This is a genomic window from Neoroseomonas rubea, from assembly GCF_016106015.1.
Taxonomy (GTDB): domain Bacteria; phylum Pseudomonadota; class Alphaproteobacteria; order Acetobacterales; family Acetobacteraceae; genus Neoroseomonas; species Neoroseomonas rubea.
Genome location: NZ_JACADQ010000012.1, coordinates 1 through 15,338, shown reverse-complemented (window position 1 = coordinate 15,338; position 15,338 = coordinate 1). Strand labels below are relative to the sequence as shown.

The following is a 15,338-nucleotide window of genomic DNA, read 5'->3' as shown; positions in this document are numbered from 1 at the left end:
GCTTCAGCCCAGTGTGACATTGGCGCGGCGGATCAGCGCACCCCAGCGCTCGCGCTCGGCCGCGATGTAGGCGCCGAAGGCCGCGGGCGTGACGGGCTGCGCGGTCGCGCCCTCGGTCTCCAGCCGCGCGCGGAACGGCGCCTCCCCGAGAATTCCGTTGCATGCCTCGTTCAGCCGCGCCACGAGCGGCGCGGGCGTGCCGGGCGGGGCGACGATGCCGTACCATTGCAGCGCCTCGAAGCCCGGCACGCCCTGTTCGGCGATCGTCGGGATGTCGGCGGCCGACGCCAGGCGTTCGCGCGAAGAGATCCCGAGCGCGCGCAGCTGTCCCGCCCGCACCGGCGGCAGCGCGGGTGGTCCGCCCGTCATCGTCAGGTTGATGGTGCCGGCAATCAGGTCGTTCATCATCGGGCCTGTGCCGCGATAGGGCACATGGGTCATCTCGGTCCCCGTGGCTTCCATGAAGGCGACGACGGCGATATGCGCGGCGCTGCCATTGCCGCCCGATCCGTAGGTCAGGCGCCCCGGATCGCGCTTGGCCAGCGCGATCAGCGACCGCACGTCGGTTGCCTCTAGCCGGTTCGTCACGACGAGGAAGTTCGCGACGTTGGCGACGAGCGCGACGGGCACGAAGGCACCGATGTCGAACGACAGGTTGCGGTAGAGCGCCGGGTTCACCGCGAGCGTACCGATATGCCCCATCATCAGCGTGTGGCCGTCCGGCGCAGCGCGGAAAACCTGTTCCGATCCCAGAGTGCCGCCCGCGCCCGGGCGGTTCTCGATGACGAAGGGCTGGCCGAAGATCTCCGACAGGCGCTGGCCCATGGCGCGCGCGAGGATGTCGGTGGACCCACCCGGCGTGAAGGGCACGACGAGACGCACCGGCCGGTCAGGCCAGGCCGGCTGCGCCTGCACGACGGCGAAGGGGGCGAGCGTGGCGCCGGTGATGGCGGCGCGACGGGTGAAAAGGGTCATGCGCGATCCTCGATGAGCACGCCGTCGTGGCGCAGAGCTGCGATCTCCTCGGGCGGCAGGCCCGCCTCCGCGAGCACCGCGGCGCCATCCGCGCCGAGGCGCGGCGCGGGCGCGCGCGCCGGCGCATTGCCACCGGAGAAGCGGTTCGGCGCACCGATCGCCCAGGTCGGACCCTCGGTCGGGTGTTCTTCCTCCCGCACCATGCCGACGGCGAGGAGATGCGGGTCCTCAACGAGCGAGGCGAGGCTGTTGTACGGAGCGGCCGGTACGTCCATCCGGTCGAGGATCTCGAGCCACTCCGCCGTCGTCCGCCCGCCCAGCGAGGTGGCGCGGATGTGGAAGTAGTCCTTCGTGTGCTGGACGCGCTGCGCGATCGTCGCGAAGCGTGGGTCGGTCTTGAGCTCCGGCCGGCCGATCGCATCGAAGAAGGCGTGCGCCTGCGCGTCGGTGTTGGCGGAGATGCAGATGTAGCCGTCCTTCGTCGGCAGCGGCTTGCCGTCCGGGCTCAGCACCCGGTGGTCGCCGGGCGGGCCGATCGGCGGGCGGAAGGAATGCGCGCCGAGATGCTCCTGCATGATGTAGGCGGCCATGTTCTCGAACATCGGCACCTCGATCGACTCGCCGACGCCGGTCCGCTCGCGGCGGAACAGGGCGAAGCCGATCATCTGTGCCGCGATCAGGCCGACCGTGTGGTCAGCAACAAGGAAGGGCGTATAGCGCGGTTCGCCGGTGGAAGCGGCGAAGGCGCCGGCGACGCCCGCCGCCCCCTGGATGACCGTGTCGTAGGCCGGCCGCCCCGCATAGGGGCCGCCCGAGCCGAAGCCGGTGATGGAACAATGGATCAGCCGCGGCGCGAGGGCACGCAGCGCATCGGCATCGACGCCGAGCCGCGCCTGCGCGTCCGGCCGGATGTTGGTGACGAAGACATCGACGGTGGCGGCGACGCGGCGCAGCGCGGCGATGCCGGCCGGCTTCTTCAGATCGATCGCGAGCGAGCGCTTGCCGCGGTTGAAGTTCAGGAACTTCCCGTTCATCCCCGCGCTGCGGCCCTTGCCGGCGAGGTGGCGGAGCAGGTCCCCGGTCGGCGCCTCCACCTTGATCACCTCCGCACCGTGCTCGCAGAGCACATGCGTGCAGATGGGCCCGACCACGACCGCCGAGAGGTCGAGCACGCGGATGCCGGCGAGGGGCCCGCTCATGGTGCGACCTTCGCCGTCAGGCGCAGCGCCATCGCGCCGGTCTCGTCCTCGGCCCAGAGGGTGCGGCGCCCTTCCGCATCGGGCGCGTCGCCGCAGAGCGCGCCCTTCCGGCCGCAGAACAGCGGCTGCAGCGTGCGCGCGTCATAGCCATGGATGCGCGCGCCTGGTGCATGGCGCAGTGCCGCTTCCAGCAGGAAGAGCGTCGTCACGCCGCCGTTCACGACGAGCGCCGGATAGCCCTCGACGTCACGCGCATAATCCGGATCGTAGTGGATGCGGTGACCGTTGAAGGCGAGGGCGGAGTAGCGGAACAGCGTCGTCTGATCCGGTGCGAAGGGCTCCCGCCAGGCGGCATTCGGCACGGTGGCCGGCGGATCCTTCGGCGCGGGCGCGTTCCGCTTCGCCTCGAGATAGGCGATGTCCTGTTCTTCCGTCGCGACGAGGCCCGCGGGGCCGGTGATGGTGTGGCGCAGCATGACGAAGATCATCGCGCCGCTGCGCCCGACCTTCGGCGTGATGGCGGCGATCTCCGTTACGCGCGTGAGCCTGTCCCCCACGCGTACGGGGGCGGTGTAGGTGAGGCGCCGCCCGCCGAGCATCCGCCGCGGCAGGGGCACGGGCGGCAGGAAGTCGCCCTTCGCCGGGTGGCCATCCGGGCCGAGGGCCGATTGCGGCGCGGCATCGTCGAACAGCATGCAGAGCCAATGCGCGGGCACCACCGCGCCATGCTCCCACGAGATGTCGGCGCGGTCGGTCAGCGCGGCCATGCGGCGGACGAGTGGCGCGGCCATCTCATCCTCGACGCTGCGCGTCCGGCCGATCCAGGATTGCAGGTTGCCGCTCATGCGAAGCCGTAGAGGCGTGCGGGGTTGTCGACCAGCAGGCGCTGCAGCGCGGCCGCGTCGCCGAATTCGGGCAGCAGGTCCACGAGGTCGGCCTCGTCCGGCATCCAGCGCACATTGGGATGCGGCCAGTCCGTGCCCCAGAGCACCCGGTCCGGTGCGGCTATCATCAGCGCGCGGGCGAAGGGGATGGCGTCCCGGAAGGGCGGGCCGGCGGCGGAGATGCGCTCGCTGCCCGAGACCTTCACCCACCAATTGGGCGCGCGCAACAGGTCGAGCAGGATGCGGAAGGCCGGTTGATCAAGGCCATCGGCCACCGGCACGCGGCCCATATGGTCGATCACGACGGGCAGGCGGAAGGAGCGCAGCAGCGCCTCGAACTCCGGGATGTTCGCGGCATCGAGGTGCAGCACCAGATGCCAGCCCATCTCCGCGATGCGGTCGGCCGTGCGGCGCACCAGGTCGAGGTCCGGGATGCCGCCGAGGTGCTTGACGAAGCCGAAGCGCACGCCGCGCACGCCGCCATCGTCCAGCGCGCGGTATTCCGCATCCCCGAACGTCTCATCCACCAGCGCGACGCCGCGCCAGGCGCCGCCGCTTCGCGCGATGCCGTCGAGCATGGCCCTGTTGTCGGCCTTGTAGACGGTGGTCTGGACGATGACGGCGCGCTGCACGCCGAGCCGTGCATGCAGCGCGACGAGGTCGTCGCGGTTGCGCTCGGGCGGCGTATAGGGCGCGCCGGGCGCGACCGGGAAGCGGTCGAAGGGCCCCCAGATATGGACATGCGTGTCGCAGGTGCCGGGTGGCAGCGCGAAGGTCGGGCGGCGGTCGGAAGCCATGCGGTCTCGCTCGTTCAGGCGGGCGGGAAATCGTAGAGGCGCGCCGGCGTATCGGTCAGGATCTTTCGCCGCAGCACGGGATCCGGCGTCCAGTCGAGGAAGACCTCGAGCAGCCGTCCCGCATCGGGACGGCCGCCGTCCGGGCGCGGATGCGGCCAGTCCGTGCCCCACACCAGCGCATCCGGATTGGCCGCCACCAGCGCATCGTGGAACGGCTTCGCCTCGAGATAGTAGGGCTTCGTAGCGCCCAACCGATAGGTGCCGGATACCTTCGCCATGTAGCGCCCTTCCGCGACGCCGCGGCGCAGCGCCTGGAAACCCGGGTCGTTCACGCCATGGCTGTGGTGCATGCGGCCCATGTGGTCCACCACGATCGGCACGGGCACCTTCGCGAGCCGCGGCTCAAGCTCCGGCAGATGCCGCGCGTCGATCCATAACTGCAGGTGCCAGCCGAGCTCGGCCATCAGCGGGAAGAAGGGCTCGATCTCCGCGAGGCGAACGCCCCCGTGATAGGCCGCGACGCCGTCGCGCCGGTACTCGTTCGCGCGCAGGCCGCGGATGCCGTCGCGGTGCATGGCGCGCAGCGTCGCCTCCGTCGCCTCGGCGCCCACCACGGCAACGCCGCGCAACCGGTCCGGCGCGCGGCGCAGCGCATCGAGCGTGCAGGCATTGTCGCGGTCATAGGCCGAAGGCTGCACGATGACGCCGCGATCGAGGCCGAGCCGGTCGAGCAGCGCGAGGTAGTCCTCGAGCGTCTCGTCTTCCGGCGTGTAGGACCGCGGCTCGGCATAGGGGAAACGCGCCGCGGGGCCGAAGATGTGGCAGTGGCAGTCTGTCGCGCCGGGCGGGGTTGCTCGCGCCGTCATTGTGCGGTGATGCCGGCGGCGCGCACGACTTCGCGCGAGCGGTTGAGGTCGTCCCGGATGAAGGTGGCGAAGCCCGCGGGCGTGGCGAGCGCGCCGGTCGCCGCCTCGCCGCCCATGCCTTCCATGCGCTGGCGGAAGTCGGCTTCGGCGACGATGGCGGTCATCGCCTCGCCAAGCCGACGCAGCACCTCCGCCGGCGTGCCGGCGGGGGCGAGCAGCCCGACATAAGACGCCGCGGTGAAGCCTGCGACACCCTGTTCGATCATGGTCGGCACGTCGGGCAGCGCGTTCAGCCGCGCCGCCGAGGCCACCGCGAGGATGCGCCCCTTGCTGTCGCGGTGCAGCGGCAGGGCGGTGGAGAACTCAGTGAACAGCATAGGGATGTTGCCGGCCACGAAATCCGGGAGCGCCGCGCCACCGCCGCGATAAGGCACGTGCAGGATGCGCGCGCCCGAGGCGAGCTTGAACGCTTCGAGCGAGAGATGCGTCGCGCTCGCCACGCCGGCGGTGCCGGCCCCCAGCGCATCGGGTTGCGCGCGGGAGGCGGCGATGACATCCGCCAGGCTGCGCTGCGGCGCGCCCTGCTGCACCATCAGGCAATGCGGCACCTGCATGGCCATCGCGACGGGCGCGAAGTCGCGCTCGGCATCGTAGGGCAGGCGGGCCTGCACGGCGGGGTTCACGCTGAGCGGGCCGTTCGATCCGATCAGCAGCGTGTAGCCGTCGGGCCGGGCTCGCGCGACCTCGGCGGCGCCGACCGCGCCACCGGCGCCGGGGCGGTTCTCGATCACCACGGGCGGGCCGAGTTTCTCCTGCAGGCGTGGCTGCAGGATGCGCGCGACGACATCCGCATTGCCGCCCGCGGCGAAGGGCACGACGACGCGGATCGGGCGATCCGGCCATACCGCCTGCGCCCGTGCGACGGAAGGGATGAGCAACGCGGTGGCGCCGAGCAGCGGGCGGCGGCGGATCATGGGAGGTTTCCCCGGTGTTTCCTGGACGTGCCCAGATATGCCACGCGCGGGGCGCGCTTCAAAGCAGGCGCATCGGCACGGCGACCGCGCCCTGCATCAGCCGCCGCGCACTGCGGAACACTACGGCGCTGTCCGCGAACCATCCCGTTTCGCGACGCGAAACCTCGGCGCCGACGGACAGCAGGCCCGAGGGATTGGCGACGCGCACCTCCTCCGTCCGGAGCGGCGCGGCCAGCGCATGGGGAAGGGATCCCTCGATCCGGCAGGCGACGCCGAGCGCCATGCCCCCGGTCAGCGGTACGGCACGGTGGGCGCGCTCCATGGAGATCATGCGCACCGCGATGTCGTGCGTGCCGGCGGCGATCGATGCGCTGTCGAGCGCCCGATATTCCGCCGGCGGCGCGACGACGGCGACCTTTGGGATGGCGAGCGGCGCATCCTCCGGTCGCTCGGCAAGGCCCATGCAGACCGCGGCGAGGCGTCGCAGCGCGTCGAGGCGCGCCATCAGCGTGGCATCGGCCTCGATCGCGTCCGGACTCTCGGTGCCGGATAGGCCCAGTTCGCGCGCATCGAGGAAGACGCAGGCATTCGCGGCATCGACGAGTGTCGCAGCATAGCGCCGGCCCTCATGCTCGAGCGTGTCGCGCGGGTTGCCGGTCGGCAGCAGCGCGCCCGTGGCGCCGCCGCCAGGTGCGAGGAAATCCAGCCGGATGCGCGCGCCCGTGCCCGCGACACCCGCCATGGCGAATTCGCCCGCGACCGCGGCGCGCCCGCCGCGCACGGGGAAGCGCGCATGGATGATGCGCTGCGTGTTCACCTGGTGGATGCGGATCAGCGCTTCCCCGTCGCTGGCGCGCACCAGCCCCTCATCCACCGCGAAGGGACCGACGGCGGAGGAGAGGTTGCCGCAATTGGACGACCAGTCCACCAGCGGCCGGTCCACCGCGACCTGGGCAAACAGGTAGTCCACATCCGCGTCCGGATGTGTCGGCGCCCCGATGATGACCGCCTTCGAGAGCGAGGAGATGCCGCCGCCCAATCCGTCCAGCTGCCGCCCATAGGGGTCGGGGCTGCCGAGGACGGAGAGGAAGATGGCGTCGCGTCGCGCGCGGTCCTCCGGCAGGTCCTTCCGGTGGAAGAACACGCCCTTGGAGGAGCCCCCGCGCATGAAGACGGCGGGGATGAAGGCCTGGTCCATCTGGCGGTTCCTCTCGCGGGCGCTATGGTGGGGCGGTTCCAGCCGGAAGGGATGCCCATGCTCGACCGATCCGCCAAGGGCGTTTTCGTCATCGCCCCCACGCCGTTCCTGCCCGACGGCGCGCTCGACCTCGACAGCGCGGACCGCATGACCGACGCGTTCCTTGCCGCCGGCGCGTCCGGGATGACGCTGCTCGGCGTGATGGGGGAAGCGCCGAAGCTGACGCAGGAGGAGAGCGTCGCCTTCGTCGCGCGCGTACTGAAACGCGTCGCGGGGCGCGTGCCGGTGGTGGTCGGCGCCTCGGCGCCCGGCTTCGCGCAGATGAAGGCGCTCTCGCGCGCGGTGCTCGACCTCGGCGCGGCCGGCATCATGGTCTCGCCGCCGCCGGGGCTGAAGGGGGACGAGGCCGTCGTCTCCTACATCGCCCAGGCGGTCGAGACGATCGACGCGCCCTTCGTGCTGCAGGACTATCCACAGCTGACCGGCATCACCATGACGGCGCCGATGATCGCGCGCATGGCGCAGGACGCCCGCGTGGTGATGCTGAAGGCGGAGGACTGGCCCGGCCTCGACAAGCTGACCGCGGTGCGGCGCCTGGAGGCGGAAGGTAAGATGCCGCGCCTGTCGATCCTGGGCGGCGTCGGCGGCCAGTTCCTGCCCGAGGAACTCTCCCGCGGCGCGGACGGCATCATGACGGGCTACGCCTTCCCCGAGATGCTGGTCGGCGTCTGCAGGCTGATGTGGGCCGGGCAGCGGGACGCAGCGCAGGATCTGTTCGACCTGCACCTGCCGCTAATCCGCACGGAAGTGCAGCCGGGCCTCGGCCTGGCAATCCGGAAATACGTGCTGGTGAAGCGCGGTATCATCGCGCATGCCACGCTGCGCGCCCCGGGGCCGAAGCTGAGCGCGGAGACGGCGGCAGAGGTCGATTACCTGCTCGCGCGCCTGTCCCGCGTGCAGCCTCTCGCCGCGGCGGCCTGATGGACGCGGCGGCGCTGGCGCGGCGCGAGAGCGCCGAAGGGCTGGCGCCGCTGCTGGCAGCCCTGTGGTGGGATGCACGCGGGGACTGGAACGGCGCGCACGAGCTCGCGCAATCCGTCGAGACCGCCGAGGGTGCCTGGGTGCATGCCTATCTGCACCGGAAGGAAGGCGACCTTTTCAACGCCGAGTACTGGTATCGCCGCGCCGGGCGGAGGCAGCCGGCGACGACGCTCGACCAGGAATGGGCAGAGATCGCCGCCGCCCTCTAGGCGCGCGCGCGGATGACGCTGCGAATGGCGAAGGAGGACTGGATGCGCGCCACGCCCGCCAGGCGCGACAACTGCTCCTTGTGGACGCGCTCGTAATCCGCGGCGTCGCGCACTTCCACGCGCAGCAGGTAATCCGACATCCCGGTCATGAGGTAGCATTCGCGCACTTCCGCGAGGCGTCGCACGGCATGCTCGAAGCGGGAGAGATGTTCCTCGGTCTGCCGGTCGAGCGTGATCTGCACGATGACGGTGACGGTGTCGCGCGCCTCCGGCTCCTCGATGATGGCGGTGTAGCCGCGGATGACGCCGCGCGATTCCAACAGGCGGAGGCGGCGCAGGCAGGCGGACTGGGAGAGGCCGATGGCCTCCGCGAGTGCCGCGTTGGTGATGCGCCCATCCTGGCGGAGGGCGCGGAGGATGCGTTGGTCGGCTTCGTCGAGCATCCGCAGAACCTGTCACGAAATCGCAGAAAATACGAACAATTTGAGGTAAGATAGCAGAAGCACCGCCTCTTCGGCAGCATCTGCATCGCCTGGCATCGCATCATGAGGGCCTCGGATCGGAGGGCCCACCATGCGCGTCATCGTCCTCGGCAGCGGCGTCGTCGGCGTCACCAGCGCCTGGTACCTGGCGCGTGCGGGGCATGAGGTGACGGTGCTCGACCGCCAGCAGGCGGCGGGCATGGAGACCTCCTTCGCCAATGCCGGCCAGCTCTCCTACGGCTATTCCGCCCCCTGGGCGGGGCCGGGCATTCCGGTGAAGGCGCTCAAGTGGCTGATGATGCGTCATCGCCCGCTGGTGCTGTGGCCGCGCGCGGACCGGCGGCTCTACACTTGGCTCGCCTCCATGCTCGCGAACTGCACCGAGGCGGCGTATCGGCTGAACAAGACGCGCATGGTGCGGCTCGCGGAATACTCCCGCGATTGCCTGGGCGACCTGCGGCGGGAGACCGGCATTGCTTATGACGGGCGTAGCATGGGCACGCTGCAGCTGTTCCGCACGCAGAAGCAGCTTGACCATGTGGGCGATGACACTGCGGTGCTCGACACCTTCAAGGTGCCCTACGAGCTGCTCGACCCGGCCGGCTGCATCGCCGCCGAGCCTGCGCTGCGCCATGTGCAGGGCAAGTTCGTGGGCGGGCTGCGCCTGCCGGGGGACGAGACCGGTGACGCGCACATCTTCACCCAGCGCCTCGCCGCCATGGCCGAGCAGGTCGGCGTCCGGTTCCGCTATGGCGTCGCGATCCGCGGCCTGACGAGCGAAGGCGATCGCGTGACGGGCGTCGTGACCGACCAGGGCGTCGAGACGGCGGATGCCTATGTCGCCGCGCTCGGATCCTTCACGCCGGAACTGCTCGCGCCACTCGGGCTCCGCGTGCCGGTCTATCCGGTGAAGGGCTATTCGCTGACGTTGCCGGTGAAGGACGCGGATGGCGCGCCGGTCTCGACCGTGATGGATGAGACCTACAAGGTCGCCATCACGCGCCTCGGCGACCGGATCCGCGTCGGCGGCACCGCGGAACTTGCCGGCTTCTCGCTCCAGCTCCGCAAGCCACGGCGGGAGACCCTGGAGCATTCCGTCACCGACCTGTTCCCGCGCGGCGGGAACGTGGCGGACGCGGCCTTCTGGACCGGCCTGCGCCCGATGACGCCGGACGGCACGCCGGTGGTGGGCCCAACGCGTCTGAAGAACCTGCATCTCAACACGGGCCACGGCACGCTGGGCTGGACGATGGCCTGCGGTTCGGCTCGTGTGCTCGCGGATCTCGTCACGGGCCGCAAGCCGGAGATCGACACGGCGGATCTGGCGCTCGACCGCTACGCGGCAGCCTGATCTTCACGCCCGGCGACTTCCCTGCAAGGCTGCGTGGCAGGAGGACCCTGCCATGCCCAAGATCGCCATCCACGTCGAGTTCCACCCGAAGCACGGCTGCCACGCCGCCTTCGACGCCCTGATCCGCGAGCATGCGCGCCTGACCGCGCAGGAGGAGCCCGGTTGCGAGCGCTTTGAGGTGCTGCAGCCGCTGAAGGCCGACGGCACGCGCGACGAAGGCCGCATCATGCTCGTCGAGGTCTACAAGGACCGCGACGCTGTGACGGCGCACACGCAGAACCCGCGCATGCCGAAGGTGCGGGAAGCCTATACGCCGCTGATCGAGAAGCGCGTGCTGACGATGTGCGAGATGTGACGCTCCCCCCCGCGACCTTCTCTGGAACCAAACGGACAAAGAAGGGAGGGGGCGCGGGGGAGGTTCTCCTCCCCCGCTACTTCACCCGGGCCAGCACCCGCCGCGCGCGCTCGACCACCGGCAGATCGATCATCTGTCCTTCGAATGCCACCGCGCCCTTGCCCTCGGCGAGAGCTGCATCGAAGGCCGCGATCAGCCGCCTTGCGCGTTCCACCTCGGCCGGGGAAGGGCCGTATTCCTCGTTGATGATCGCGACCTGCGCCGGATGGATGCAGGCCTGGCAGGCGAAGCCCAGCGCGCGTGACCGTCGCAGCGAGGCGCGATAGGCCTCCAGGTCTGAGAAATCCGCAAAGGGTCCAACCGAGCCCATGGGCTGGATGCGCGCGGCGCGCGCCGCGGCGACGACCATCATCCCGAAATGATAGAGCAGGTCCGCGCCCGGCACGGCCTCGAGTTCCGTAGAGAGGTCCTCGGCACCGACGCCAAGGGCCACGACGCGCGGATCGGCCGATGCGATGGCGGAGAGTTGCGGCAGCGCATCCGGCGTCTCCACCACCGCGACGAAGCGGGTGTGGCCGATCCGCATGCCCTGCGCCGCTTCCCGCGCGGCGACGGCTTCCGAGAGCAGCCGGATATGCTCGGGCCCCATCACCTTGGGCAAGATCAGCGTGCCGACAGCCGGCATGATCGCGGCCGCGATGTCCGGCACGGCGATGTCGAGCGGTCGGTTGATGCGCACCGCGACTTCCGCCCCCGCCTGGCCGACGGTCGCGGACGCCTTCGGCAGCGCGTCGCGCGCGGCCTGCTTCTCGGCCGGCGGGATCGAATCCTCCAGGTCCAGGATGATCACGTCGGCGCCGCGCGTGTGCGCGCGGGCGACGAACTTATCGCCCGTCGCGGGCACGAACATCAGCGACCGCCAGGTCGCGGGTGCCGCGCGGCTCATGCCGCGAACTCAAGGCTCATGGTGGCGCAGAGATGGCCGTCCTTGTCGGCCGCCCAGCATTCCATCTTGCCATCCGCCTGCGCGGCGCCGCAGAGCGTGACGGTGTCGCCCACCCAGAGCGGGCGCGCGAGCCGCGCGGTGAAGCCCGCAAGTCGCCCCGTCGCACGCTTCAGCGCGGCGTCGAGCATCAGCTGCATCGTCAGCCCGCCATTCTGCACCGTCGCCGGATAGCCTTCCTCCTCCCGCGCATAGTCGGCGTCGTAGTGGATGCGGTGCGCGTTCCAGGTGACGGAGGAATATCGGAAGACGAGCGGCGAGGAGAGCAGCACCTTGTCCGCGAAGGCCGCGTTGCCCGGCGCGGGCTGCGGCGGTGAGGTTGGGCTCGCCTGGCCGGGCTGTGGCGCCTCGCGATAGAGTGCATCGAACTCGTCGACGGCTATGACCTTACCGCGCGTCTCGATCACATGGCGCATGGTCAGCACCGCCATGCGTCCCGTACGGCCGATCTTGGGCGCGACCTGCGCGACTATGGCGCGCTTGATGGCGGGTTCGCCGATGCGGAGGGACCCGTCGATCTTCACGCGGCGCCCCGCGCCCATGCGGCGGGGGAGGGGGATCGGCGGCAGGAAGACGCCCTTGTTCGGGTGCCCGTCCGGGCCGATGTCGCGCTGCTGCGCGATGTCGGGGAAGAACATGGTGAACCAGTGCGGCGGCAGGCCGTCGCCCTGCTTCAGTGAAGCGGGATCGATGTCGAGCATCCCCGCGATACGCCGGGCGGAGGAGAGGCCGATCTCGTCCTCCACGATCCGCTCGCGGCCCACCCAGTCCTGCAGCGCCGCGATCGCGGCCTCGAATTCGGCGTCGGTCGTCATGGTCAGTCCATTGTATCCCAGCAGAGGCGGGCAAGACGGCCCGCGGTCGCGTAGGCTGCCGTATAGCCGGGCAGCTCGTCCGGCAGCGTCTCCGGCACGCGGTCAGTGAAGACGCTGATGATGAAGCGCGGGCGGTCGTTCCTGTAGACGAGCCCCGCATCCATGCGGCCACGCGGCCCGCGCCCCGTCTTGTTCGCCACTTTTGTCCGTGCCGGCAGCAAGGACGGGATCAGGTTCCGCAGCCTCTGCCAGGACAGGATGTCGAGACCCAGCTGGCAGAGCTCGCGCGTCGCGCCGAGAAGGGCCGCGGCGCCCGCGTCGGCCGCGCCTGCCGCCATGCGGTCGAGCAGCACGCCCTGGTCGCGCGCCGTGGTGCTCGCCACGGCATCGACCGGATGGTCCCAGGCGAGGCCGGGCGGGGGAAAGTTCACGCGATGCGTCGTGCCCACCATGCCGATGCGTCGGCACCAGGCGTTCAACGCGTCCCGTTCCAGCCGCTCCAGCACGATCTGCGTGCAGACATTGTCGCTCGTGATGATCATGTTCACGAGCGCATCGCGCAGCGGAATGACGCAGCCCGGGGTCATGTACTGGTAGGTGCCGCTGTCCACACCTTCCTGCAGGCGCTGCTCGATGGTGCAGGGCTCGTCCAGGCGCAGCGCGCCCTCATGCACCTTCGACAGCGCGTGCATCAGGATGGAGGTCTTGCGGGTGCTGGCCGATGGCACCACGACATCGCCGCCGCGATCGGCTTCCCAGCCCGTCGCCAGGTCCTTCGCGTACCACGTCGTATCGAAGGGCTGCGCGTCGCAGATGGCGTTCATCCGCGCGACAAGATCCTGCATGGCGTCCTCCTCGGCGGCGCACGCTAGACCGGGTGCCGGCGCGTGGCCAGGGCGGGCGGGGCGCGATAGGCTCGCCCCGCAACGCAGTGGAGAAGACGGCATGCGCACGGAGATCAGGCGCGTCGCGGTGATCGGCGCGGGCACCATCGGGGCGTCCTGGGCGGCCTATTTCCTGAGTCGCGGGATCTCGGTCTCCGCCAGCGATCCCTCGCCCGGCGCGCCGGACCTGCTGCGACGGATGATTGCCGATGCCTGGCCGATCCTGATGCGGCTCGGCGGCAAGGGCGATGCCGACCCGAATGCCTGGACCTTCGACGCCGATCCGGCGGCGGCCTGCGCGGGGGCCGACTTCGTGCAGGAAAGCGCGCCGGAGCGGCTCGAGATCAAGCAGGATCTGCTGGCGCGCATCGATGCGGCGCTGCCTGCCGATGTGGTCATCGCCTCCTCCACCTCCGGCCTGCTCGCAAGCCGCCTGTCGGAACGCTGCGCGCATCCGGAGCGCGTCGTGATTGGCCACCCCTTCAACCCGCCGCATCTGATCCCGCTGGTCGAGGTCGTGGGTGGCGCGAAGGGCAGCCCGGAGGCCGTCGCGGCCGCGATGGCCTTCTACCGCGCCATCGGCAAGCACCCGATCGAGATCCGCAAGGAAGTGCCCGGCCATCTCGCCAACCGCCTGCAGGCCGCGCTGTGGCGGGAAGCGGTGCATCTGGTCGCGGAGGGCGTGGCGAGCGTTGCCGACGTGGACGCCGCCATCAGCGAAGGCCCCGGCCTGCGCTGGGCGCTGATGGGCCCGCACACCACCTTCCATCTCGCCGGCGGGGAAGGGGGCATCGAGCATTTTCTCAAGCACCTGCTGCCCGCCCTCGAATCCTGGTGGATGGACCTGGGCGATCCCAAGGTGAACGCGGCCGTCCAGAAGATGCTCGTCGCCGGCGTTGCCGAGGGGACCGGCGGGGCTTCGACCACCGACCTCGCGCGCCGGCGCGACGCGGCGCTGGTGCGGCTGCTCGAAGCCCGCGCTAAAGCCCCAGCCGGTCCCTGATCCGCCCTTCCCACAGCTTCGCCGCGACGCCGATGCGCCAGAAGCCGTGGAAGGGGATGGGGCGGATGGAGGTGACGGGCATGTCGAGCGCCTCGCCCGGCGTGCCCGTCAGGCGGCGCGCGATCTGTCGTCCCATTGCGGTTGCCATGGCGACGCCCCGGCCATTGTAGCCGAGTGCGGCGATCACGCCGGGCGCGGGCTCGTGCAGATGCGGGTAGTGGTCGGGCGTCATGGCCAGCTGCCCGTTCCAGCCATGCGTCCATCGAACGCCGGCCAGCGCAGGCCAGAGCCGCGCCGCATAGTCCGTCAGGTAGCGGATCGGCGCGACATCCCCGATCGGCCGCTGCGGCCCGCGCCCGCCCATCAGCAGACGGTTCGCGCGGTCGATGCGGTAGTAGACGGTGATGCGGCCGGCTTCGTAGAGCGAGGCGCGCCGCGGCATCATCCCACGCGCGATCTCCTCCGGCAGCCGCTCCGTCGCTGCGATCGAGCTGAACACCGGCACGACGCTGCGCCGCAGCCCGGGCCAGAGGTCATCCGTGTAGCCATTGGTCGCGAGCACGACATGCGCCGCGCGCACCTCGCCCGAAGGCGTCGTCACCAGCCAGGAAGCGCCATCGCGCGCGATGCCGGTCGCCGGGCTGTCGCCATGGATGCGCGCACCCTGCGCCATGGCCGCGCGCGCCAGGCCGCGGGCGTAGGAGAGCGGCTGCACGTCGCCCCCACGCGCATCGAGCATCGCGCCGGCATAGCGCCGCGTGCCCGTCATCGCGGCCGCTTCCTCGGCCAATGCGAAGGACACGGGCCAGCCGCGCCGCGCGCCCTGCTCGGCGCTCCGCGCGACCGAAGCCACGCTGCGCGCGTCGATCGCGGCGCGGATCGTGCCTTCCTGCCGCGCCTCGCAGGCGATCTGGTGGCGCCGCACCAGGGCGAAGAGCGCATCGGGCGCGCCATAGGACAGCGCGAGCATCCGCCCGCCGAGGTCCGGGCCGAAATCACGCTCCACCTCGTCCGGGTCGGGCTTCAGCCCGGGATTGACCTGCCCGCCATTACGCCCGGAGGCACCCCAGCCAGGCTCCCGCGCCTCGAGCACCACGACGTCGGTGCCGATCTCGGCCAGGTGCAGCGCCGCCGACAGCCCGGTGAAGCCGCCGCCGACGATGCAGACATCCGCGCGCACCGCACCCTCCAGGGGCGGCGTCGGCGCGGCGGGCGCGGCGCCCTCGGCGTAGAGGCTCGGCGGCAGTGCGCGCACGGATCAGGCGGCGCGGCGCACCAGCCGGCCCGGCAGCGCGCCGGTCG

General features: G+C 71.0%; 17 protein-coding genes. 5 read left to right on the top strand and 12 right to left on the bottom strand.

Annotated elements, in window-relative coordinates:
* Window positions 1–3 precede the first annotated feature (3 nt).
* Genes HW577_RS02995 through HW577_RS02965 form a run of 7 tightly spaced genes read right to left on the bottom strand, consistent with a single transcriptional unit; the run spans window position 4 to window position 6,893 of the window.
* Window positions 4–975: a Bug family tripartite tricarboxylate transporter substrate binding protein gene (locus HW577_RS02995; RefSeq protein ID WP_198374576.1), complete on the bottom strand. Its 972-nt coding sequence runs from the start codon at window positions 973–975 to the stop codon at window positions 4–6.
* The gene (locus tag HW577_RS02990) at window positions 972–2,174 is read right to left on the bottom strand and encodes a CaiB/BaiF CoA transferase family protein (RefSeq protein WP_198374575.1); all 1,203 of its coding nucleotides are present in this window, start codon (window positions 2,172–2,174) and stop codon (window positions 972–974) included. Before HW577_RS02990 ends, HW577_RS02995 begins: the two co-directional genes overlap by 4 nt.
* Window positions 2,171–3,019: an HTD2 family dehydratase gene (locus HW577_RS02985; RefSeq protein WP_198374574.1), complete on the bottom strand. Its 849-nt coding sequence runs from the start codon at window positions 3,017–3,019 to the stop codon at window positions 2,171–2,173. Before HW577_RS02985 ends, HW577_RS02990 begins: the two co-directional genes overlap by 4 nt.
* Window positions 3,016–3,855, bottom strand: coding sequence for an amidohydrolase family protein (locus tag HW577_RS02980; RefSeq protein WP_198374573.1), 840 nt, complete (start codon window positions 3,853–3,855; stop codon window positions 3,016–3,018). Before HW577_RS02980 ends, HW577_RS02985 begins: the two co-directional genes overlap by 4 nt.
* 14 nt (window positions 3,856–3,869) lie before the next feature.
* On the bottom strand, window positions 3,870–4,721 hold the full coding sequence (locus HW577_RS02975) for an amidohydrolase family protein (RefSeq protein ID WP_198374572.1): 852 nt from the start codon (window positions 4,719–4,721) through the stop codon (window positions 3,870–3,872).
* Window positions 4,718–5,695: a Bug family tripartite tricarboxylate transporter substrate binding protein gene (locus HW577_RS02970; protein ID WP_198374571.1), complete on the bottom strand. Its 978-nt coding sequence runs from the start codon at window positions 5,693–5,695 to the stop codon at window positions 4,718–4,720. The genes HW577_RS02975 and HW577_RS02970 overlap by 4 nt, the downstream gene beginning before the upstream one ends.
* A gap of 58 nt (window positions 5,696–5,753) precedes the next feature.
* Window positions 5,754–6,893, bottom strand: coding sequence for a 2-methylaconitate cis-trans isomerase PrpF family protein (locus HW577_RS02965; protein ID WP_198374570.1), 1,140 nt, complete (start codon window positions 6,891–6,893; stop codon window positions 5,754–5,756).
* A 57-nt stretch (window positions 6,894–6,950) separates the two neighbouring features.
* Here HW577_RS02965 and HW577_RS02960 point away from each other — a divergent pair, with 57 nt between their 5' ends.
* Together HW577_RS02960 and HW577_RS02955 are read left to right on the top strand one after the other, a co-directional pair.
* A complete protein-coding gene (locus HW577_RS02960; RefSeq protein ID WP_232474642.1) occupies window positions 6,951–7,874 on the top strand; it encodes a dihydrodipicolinate synthase family protein in 924 nt (307 codons plus the stop codon).
* The gene (locus tag HW577_RS02955; RefSeq protein ID WP_198374568.1) at window positions 7,874–8,143 is read left to right on the top strand and encodes a hypothetical protein; all 270 of its coding nucleotides are present in this window, start codon (window positions 7,874–7,876) and stop codon (window positions 8,141–8,143) included. Before HW577_RS02960 ends, HW577_RS02955 begins: the two co-directional genes overlap by 1 nt.
* On the opposite strand, the gene HW577_RS02950 is transcribed toward HW577_RS02955, so the two are convergent.
* Window positions 8,140–8,586 (bottom strand): Lrp/AsnC family transcriptional regulator, encoded by a 447-nt coding sequence (locus HW577_RS02950; RefSeq protein ID WP_198374567.1) that lies wholly within the window; start codon window positions 8,584–8,586, stop codon window positions 8,140–8,142. The genes HW577_RS02955 and HW577_RS02950 overlap by 4 nt on opposite strands.
* 130 nt (window positions 8,587–8,716) lie before the next feature.
* Between HW577_RS02950 and HW577_RS02945 the strand changes: the two genes are divergently transcribed.
* Complete coding sequence (locus tag HW577_RS02945; protein ID WP_198374566.1) at window positions 8,717–9,976, top strand: D-amino acid dehydrogenase; 1,260 nt, start codon at window positions 8,717–8,719, stop codon at window positions 9,974–9,976.
* Between the two features lie 52 nt (window positions 9,977–10,028).
* Window positions 10,029–10,331, top strand: coding sequence for a putative quinol monooxygenase (locus tag HW577_RS02940; RefSeq protein ID WP_198374565.1), 303 nt, complete (start codon window positions 10,029–10,031; stop codon window positions 10,329–10,331).
* Window positions 10,332–10,407: 76 nt separating this feature from the next.
* Here the strand turns inward: HW577_RS02940 and HW577_RS02935 are convergent, their stop codons facing one another.
* Genes HW577_RS02935 through HW577_RS02925 form a run of 3 tightly spaced genes read right to left on the bottom strand, consistent with a single transcriptional unit; the run spans window position 10,408 to window position 12,994 of the window.
* Window positions 10,408–11,277: an HpcH/HpaI aldolase/citrate lyase family protein gene (locus HW577_RS02935; protein ID WP_198374564.1), complete on the bottom strand. Its 870-nt coding sequence runs from the start codon at window positions 11,275–11,277 to the stop codon at window positions 10,408–10,410.
* Window positions 11,274–12,149 (bottom strand): HTD2 family dehydratase, encoded by an 876-nt coding sequence (locus HW577_RS02930; protein ID WP_198374563.1) that lies wholly within the window; start codon window positions 12,147–12,149, stop codon window positions 11,274–11,276. Before HW577_RS02930 ends, HW577_RS02935 begins: the two co-directional genes overlap by 4 nt.
* 2 nt (window positions 12,150–12,151) lie before the next feature.
* Window positions 12,152–12,994: a serine hydrolase gene (locus HW577_RS02925; RefSeq protein WP_198374562.1), complete on the bottom strand. Its 843-nt coding sequence runs from the start codon at window positions 12,992–12,994 to the stop codon at window positions 12,152–12,154.
* Between the two features lie 100 nt (window positions 12,995–13,094).
* On the opposite strand from HW577_RS02925, the gene HW577_RS02920 reads away from it, so the two are divergent.
* Window positions 13,095–14,036 carry a 3-hydroxyacyl-CoA dehydrogenase NAD-binding domain-containing protein gene (locus HW577_RS02920; RefSeq protein ID WP_198374561.1) on the top strand — a complete coding sequence of 314 codons (942 nt, stop codon included), beginning with the start codon at window positions 13,095–13,097 and terminating at the stop codon, window positions 14,034–14,036.
* On the opposite strand, the gene HW577_RS02915 is transcribed toward HW577_RS02920, so the two are convergent.
* Complete coding sequence (locus HW577_RS02915) at window positions 14,014–15,291, bottom strand: NAD(P)/FAD-dependent oxidoreductase (protein WP_198374560.1); 1,278 nt, start codon at window positions 15,289–15,291, stop codon at window positions 14,014–14,016. The genes HW577_RS02920 and HW577_RS02915 overlap by 23 nt on opposite strands.
* Between the last annotated feature and the right edge of the window lie 47 nt (window positions 15,292–15,338).